At 38.2% G+C, this 4,828-nt stretch carries 2 protein-coding genes and 2 pseudogenes; 3 read left to right on the plus strand and 1 reads right to left on the minus strand.

What is annotated here, in order from left to right:
• Positions 1 to 81: 81 nt before the first annotated feature.
• Positions 82 to 1,110: a lactonase family protein gene (locus WS44_RS08460; RefSeq protein WP_013641650.1), complete on the minus strand. Its 1,029-nt coding sequence runs from the start codon at positions 1,108 to 1,110 to the stop codon at positions 82 to 84.
• Between the two features lie 150 nt (positions 1,111 to 1,260).
• Here WS44_RS08460 and WS44_RS08465 point away from each other — a divergent pair.
• From WS44_RS08465 to WS44_RS08475, 3 genes and pseudogenes are all read left to right on the plus strand, one after another.
• Positions 1,261 to 4,016: pseudogene (locus tag WS44_RS08465) on the plus strand (cation-transporting P-type ATPase).
• An 80-nt stretch (positions 4,017 to 4,096) separates the two neighbouring features.
• On the plus strand, positions 4,097 to 4,477 hold the full coding sequence (locus tag WS44_RS08470; protein ID WP_013437460.1) for a PTS glucitol/sorbitol transporter subunit IIA: 381 nt from the start codon (positions 4,097 to 4,099) through the stop codon (positions 4,475 to 4,477).
• Positions 4,478 to 4,493: 16 nt separating this feature from the next.
• Positions 4,494 to 4,828 (plus strand): annotated as a pseudogene (locus WS44_RS08475) (AI-2E family transporter); the annotation flags it as partial.

Here is a 4,828-nt window from a genome sequence, read left to right on the forward strand (position 1 = left end):
CTATACATAGTCTTTAACTCTATTCTACTTTAATTTTTGACAATAAAAAAGCTATGACGCTTTTGCCATAGCTTGAAAAAATTATTTAGTGAATAAAACACGGGTACCTTCAGGCACTTCGATATCTTTTTGAATAGGTGTTAAAGTTCCAGTACCAGTATTTCTCAAGTAGAGAGTTGCGTTATCAGAATTTTGGTTTGCGGCTACAAGGTATTTTTCACTTTCATCCCAGTTAAAGTCACGTGGGAAGTCACCGAAAGTAGAAACGCGTTGAACTAAGCTTAAAGTATGATCATCGTTTACTTTGAAGACAGCGATCGAATTGTGACCACGGTTAGAAACGTAGATGTATTTGCCATCGTTGCTAATGTAAACGGCAGCAGCACCGTTGTGTTCAGTGAAGTCGTCTGGAATAGTCTTGTAGGTAGCAATATCTTCGAAGTCCCAGGTGTCTTCATTGAACTTGACTACGTTAATCCTGCTGGAAAGTTCACCAACAACGTAGAAGTAGTTGCCGTCTTTAGAAAAGACAATGTGACGATCACCAAAACCTGCTTCGTTCTTGTATTGTGCTAGGTGCTTTAATTCGTTGTCTTCAAGACGATAAAAATCAACAGTATCGTTACCCAAATCGCAGCATACTAAGTTGCCAGCAGGAGTTTCGTCGAAGAAGTGTGGGTGAGGACCGTCTGCTTGTTCTGGACGAGGACCTAAGCTTTCTGGCTTGTGAGTTGTGGTAGTGATTAAATCAAGCTTGCCGCTGTCATTATAACGAAATACTGATAAGACTGCGGTGTGGTAGTTAGCAGTGTAAAGCCATTTCTTATCGCGGTTAATGCCTACGTAAGCTGGGGAAGAACCAGGTGTTAAGTAGCGATCAACTTCGTTTGAGCCACTTTCGTTTACTTTAAAGACACTAATACCACCTTTATCGCCGGCATTGTTAATTGCAAAAATTAAATCGCCATCTTTTTGGAAGTAAGTAGGGCCGCCAACACTGACAATATTTTCAGCCTTGCCTAAACGAGAATCGCTATTTTCACCAGTAAACGGTAATTCGTAAATTCCTTTTGAAGTTTTTTTAGTATATCCGCCGATTAAAACCTTCATATATGTGGCCTCCATTTTAGATATAAAAAATATTAACTAAAACAAGTATACCATGGGAAAAGGGAGCCTGATTATGACTATTTTGCATAAAAAGTGATACAGTTAGAACTATAAGTATAAGCGAATAATTTTTAAGGAGGCGTATGTAGAATGGACGAAAAAAAGATCCGTGAACTATATGCTCAAACTGATATTAAAGACGTTTTTGACAATCTACATTCCTCTGCCGATGGCTTGACGCCAGAAGAAGCTGAAAAGCGACTGAATAAGTATGGCGAAAATACTATTAAAAAGGTCGCTGCAGAATCTGAATGGAAAACATTTTTTAAAAACTTTATTAGTACAATGGCAATTTTGCTTTGGATTTCCGGATTCATTGCAATAGTTTCAGGTACTGTTGAACTAGGAATTGCTATTTGGCTGGTTAATATTATCAATGGTTTGTTTAGTTTCTGGCAGGAACGTGCCGCTAAAAAAGCCACAGATGCACTGAATAATATGTTGCCGACGTACGTTGATGTAATCCGTGGCGGTAAAAAATGCAGATTGATAGTAAAAAGCTGGTTCCAGGAGACGTGTTTGTTCTACAAGCAGGTAATTCTATTCCAGCAGATGCCAGAATTATTTCAGCTAGTTCAATGCAAGTTGATCAAAGTGCATTGAATGGTGAATCAGTACCAGAATCTAAGACAACTAAATATGATCCTGGTGAAGGTAGTTATGCAGAAAGTAACCTGGTTTATTCAGGTACTACCGTTGGTGCCGGTAATGCACGGGCAATTGCCTTTGCGACTGGTATGAATACTGAATTTGGTCGAATTGCTAGTTTGACACAGAAGCAAACGACGACGTCCAGTCCATTAACAGCTGAACTTAATCGTTTGACCAAACAAATTTCAATTATTGCGATTACGATTGGTGTCATCTTCTTAATCGCTGCAATTTTCTTTGTTAAATATCCTTTTGCTAAAGCCTTTATCTTTGCATTGGGTATGATCGTTGCCTTCATTCCAGAAGGTTTGCTTCCTACGGTAACTTTGAGTTTGGCTCAAGGTGTAAGACGGATGGCCAAAAAACATGCTTTGGTTAAGGAATTAAATTCCGTAGAAACTTTGGGTGAAACGACAGTTATTTGTTCAGATAAAACTGGTACGTTGACTCAAAATCAAATGACCATTCACTATATTTGGACTCCAAGCAATGAATACCAAGTAACAGGTAGCGGCTATGTTAACAATGGTCAAATTGAATTAAACAAAAAGCAATTGTGGTATGAAGAAAATCCAGACTTGCACAAGTTAGTTCAAATTGCTGCCTTGGACAATAATACGTCTGTTGAACCAGTTAAGGATGGCGGTAAGCCTAAGATCTTGGGTACACCAACAGAAGCATCATTGATCATCATGGCTGAAAAGGCTGGCTTTGATAAGCAAAAAGTTTTGGTTAAATACCCACGTTTGCGTGAATTGCCATTTGATTCTGATCGTAAGAGAATGTCAACGATTCACCGTTGGAATGATACACAATACATTATTTTCACTAAGGGGTCATTTAGTGACACGATTAAGCAATGTGATCGTATTCAGGTTGATGGTAAGGTTCGTGAAATGACCGATGATGATCGTCTTCGTGCTAAAAAAGCAAATGCCGAATATGCTTCACGTGGCTTGCGTAGTATGGCATTAGCTTATCGTGTAATTGATCGTGATGTAGATATTAACAAGATGCCAATTGATGAGGCAGAAAGTCATTTAATCTTTGTTGGTTTGACTACAATGAGTGACCCACCTCGTCCAGAAATTTACGACGCCGTTAAACGTTGCCACCAAGCTAAAATTAGAATCATCATGGTAACTGGTGACTCTAAGTTGACTGCTAAATCAGTTGCGGTTCAAATTGGTTTAACCTCTGGTAAAGCTCGCGTAATTTCAGGTAATGAACTCGAAAAGATGAGTGATGATGAATTACGTAAAGCCTTGAAGGGCGAAGTAATCTTTGCTCGTGTTGCACCTGAACAAAAGTATCGGATCGTTAAGAACTGTCAAGCAAATGGTGAAGTTGTTGCTTCAACTGGTGACGGTGTTAATGATGCCCCAGCTTTAAAACAAGCCGATATTGGTATTGCAATGGGACAAACTGGTACAGATGTTGCTAAGGAAGCAGCTAATATGATTTTGACAGATGATAACTTTGCCTCAATCGTCGCTGCTATTGAAGAAGGACGTGCCGTTTACAGCAACATTCGTAAGTTCTTAACTTACATTTTGACTTCAAACGTTCCGGAAGCTATTCCTTCAGTATTGTTCTTGTTCTCAGCTGGTCTTATTCCTTTGCCAATGACGGTTATGCAAATTTTAACCGTTGACTTAGGTACTGATATGTTACCTGCATTGGGATTGGGTGCTGAAGCTGCTGATCCAGATATTATGAATCAGCCACCACGTAAACGTAGTGAGCACTTGTTAAACAAAGGCGTTATGATTAAAGCCTTCTGCTGGTATGGTTTGTTATCTAGTTTAATTTCAAGTGGGGCATACTTCTTTGTTAACTGGCAAAATGGTTGGCCAGCTAAAGGTTTAGCTGCAAGTGGTTCAGTTTACATGCGTGCCACTACCATGGTTTTGGGTGCGATTGTCTTTACTCAGATTGCCAACGTTTTGAACTGTCGTACCAATAAGACTTCTATTTTCAAGAAGGGCTTGTTTAGTAACAAGAATATCTGGTACGGTATTGTCTTTGAAATCTGCTTGTTCTTTGTTTTGACAGTAACTCCAGGTATTCGTCAATTATTTAACACTACGCCATTATTCGCTTCAGATTGGCTATTCTTGTTCTTATTGCCAATCCCATTAGTACTTCTTGATGAAGCAAGAAAATGGTTAATGTATCATAAGCAAAATAATTAAAATAATCAATGATTTTTAAGCTGCTTAAGTTTTTAAGCGGCTTTTCTTATGCTAAAATTATTTTTAAGGAGATAATTATTATGAAATGGATTTCAACTATTAAGAAAATTGGTAAAAAAGCTGTTGATAGCAAAGATGGCATGGTAATTTTATTCGGTGAAGGTGCTAACAAGGAACTTGAAGATGTTTCAGTTATCCAAAAGTTCGACGAAAGCACCCCAGTTAGTGGCTTTGTCTTCAAGAAAGGCGACACCATTACTGTTGACGGTCAAACTTATGTAGCAAACTATGTAGGTCCAATGGTTGAAAGCAACATGAAGGCCTTGGGGCACGCTACTTTATTCTTCAACCGTCCAGTATCAAAGGCACCTTTAGCTAACGCTGTTTACTTTGATCCAGATGTAGCTCAACCAATGCCTAACTTTAAGGTAGACGATGATATTGTTTACGAGCACATTTAATAATTAGGACAGGTAGATGGATTATAAACAAAAACATAAGGGCGAAACAGTATTTAAAAAGTGGTTTTTAAATAATCGTTTTAGTATTGTTTTAGTCAACATCTTATTGTTCTTTTTAATTATCTGGGTTTTCAATAAAATATCATTTGTCTTAAATCCAGCTTGGGTTTTCTTTAGTGCAGTTTTGCCACCACTATTATTGGCGGTTATTCAGTACTATATTATGAATCCCTTGGTTGATTGGCTGGAGAGAAAGGCGAGGGTACCGAGAGTATTAACAATTGTTGTTCTGTTCTTATTCGTAATTGTTGTCCTGATTTGGATTATCAATATTTTGGTACCTATTGTTCA

Source organism: Lactobacillus sp. N54.MGS-719 (assembly GCF_000980505.1).
GTDB lineage: Bacteria > Bacillota > Bacilli > Lactobacillales > Lactobacillaceae > Lactobacillus > Lactobacillus amylovorus.

Coding starts and splice junctions, on each gene's coding strand:
- WS44_RS08460 (WP_013641650.1), bottom strand. CDS start 1,110: ATGAAGGTTTTAATCGGCGGATATACTAAAAAAACTTCAAAAGGAATT.
- WS44_RS08470 (WP_013437460.1), top strand. CDS start 4,097: ATGAAATGGATTTCAACTATTAAGAAAATTGGTAAAAAAGCTGTTGAT.